This window comes from Clostridium coskatii, from assembly GCF_001675205.1.
In the GTDB taxonomy this organism is placed as follows: domain Bacteria; phylum Bacillota; class Clostridia; order Clostridiales; family Clostridiaceae; genus Clostridium_B; species Clostridium_B ljungdahlii.
In genome coordinates this window covers 1-1,579 of sequence record NZ_LROR01000080.1, presented here as the reverse complement: position 1 = coordinate 1,579, position 1,579 = coordinate 1, and the positions used below count along the sequence as shown (strand labels likewise).

Genomic DNA, 1,579 nt, shown 5'->3' with positions numbered 1-1,579 from the left:
GTCAAAAACCAACTGTACACCGGTGAAAAATTAGACACCGAATTTCATATCAAGACGAACTAACATTCGATTTTTTGTCAAAAAATTCGAACGTCTATTTTGTGCGCCCTTTTTTAAGAAAAACATACCGAAATCTTTAAAAAAACTATCTTGACATATTACCAGATTGCTTAACCTATTGTATAAATAATCCACTTATGTCTATAATATTAGATACTTCAATATTAGTTCCTCTCTAATTATTTTTTCCCAGGGAATTATATCCCTGGTTTTTATTTTTCTTTGATTCTCTTTTCAATGTCAGCTTTTTCAGCCTGTAGCTTGGCCACTTTCTTAAAATCTCTTTCTAATTCAGCATCCTGAATATTTCTATTTAACTGTGCTAATTTTTGCCTGTAAAACTCAGTCATTATCATATTCCCATCTCCCTTTCATGAACAAAAATACCGTATTACGAACATAAAAACGCCGTAAAATTTTTTAAATAATGCGGCGTTTCAGTAAATTATTCACTTTTTAATTGTTAGGTTAAATAAGAATAATATGTCCTAATCAAATTATAGAAAAGAATGTTTATACTCATAAATAAATTTGTTATTAATGAATATGTTTTTAACATTTTTACACTCATTTATTTCCTTTTGATTTTAAATATTTTTGTGTCCAAGGGCATACATACATGCACTTTCCACAAACTCTTTCCTCTACTCCAAGTTTATTACTTCTTTTTCGCCCTTCATGTCCACACTTAAAAGCATCAAAATAGTTATCTCTATCCATATTTACTTTCCAGTTAACTCCTAACACTGCATTGCTAGGACAAAAACTTGTACATATTAAACACTTACCACATTTTGATTCGTTTATAGGTGAGCCAACATTTAATTCTGCGTCAGTTAATATAGTTGATAACCTTACTGCAGAACCAAATTCTTTTGTAATAAGTAACGCACATTTTCCAATCCAACCAATTCCAGATCTAGTTGCTACAGTTTTATGAGGCAAAATTGTTGTTAAAGTTGTTTCGTCTGTTTGGATACTTCTTTTTACTTTTGGTAATGATCTAAATCCATGCTGCCTTATAATCTCTGCCGCATATTCATCAAGATCATCTAGAAGATTATTTACTCTTACATATTCACCATAATAATCTTTTGTTGGTCCATCCTCTATTCCAGCAATTATATATGGATTCAGTGATACTGCAATTGAAATTCCGTATCTATAACCCTCCCTTTGGTTTTCTGGAATATCTTTTAAATCTGCGAATCCCACAATTGAGGCACCCTTTTCAATAAGAAGTTTCCTGAGTTCTGTACTTAAGCAATCCATTTTTATCCCCCATTCCATCTATAATTAGTTATCCTGTTTCCTAGATAAATTTAGATGTAATAATTTACTATTCTGTATTAACTTACATTAATTATATGATAACACCGTACTATTCAATTTTCAACGAATCATGACTTACTTCACAGCCGCCAATGAAAATAGAAACATCCTACAATTCAAATGTTTGCAATGTACATATGTGGACATAATTTCATATTGGCAGGGCTAAGTCTGAATGTTCTTTGGA

The 1,579-nt window shown here is 31.0% G+C and carries 2 protein-coding genes; both read right to left on the bottom strand.

Features of this window, described 5'->3' with window-relative positions; genetic code table 11:
- Positions 1 to 272 precede the first annotated feature (272 nt).
- On the bottom strand, positions 273 to 416 hold the full coding sequence (locus CLCOS_RS22565) for a hypothetical protein (RefSeq protein ID WP_192847960.1): 144 nt from the start codon (positions 414 to 416) through the stop codon (positions 273 to 275).
- A 211-nt stretch (positions 417 to 627) separates the two neighbouring features.
- Positions 628 to 1,332 carry a 4Fe-4S double cluster binding domain-containing protein gene (locus CLCOS_RS17715; protein ID WP_063602653.1) on the bottom strand — a complete coding sequence of 235 codons (705 nt, stop codon included), beginning with the start codon at positions 1,330 to 1,332 and terminating at the stop codon, positions 628 to 630.
- Between the last annotated feature and the right edge of the window lie 247 nt (positions 1,333 to 1,579).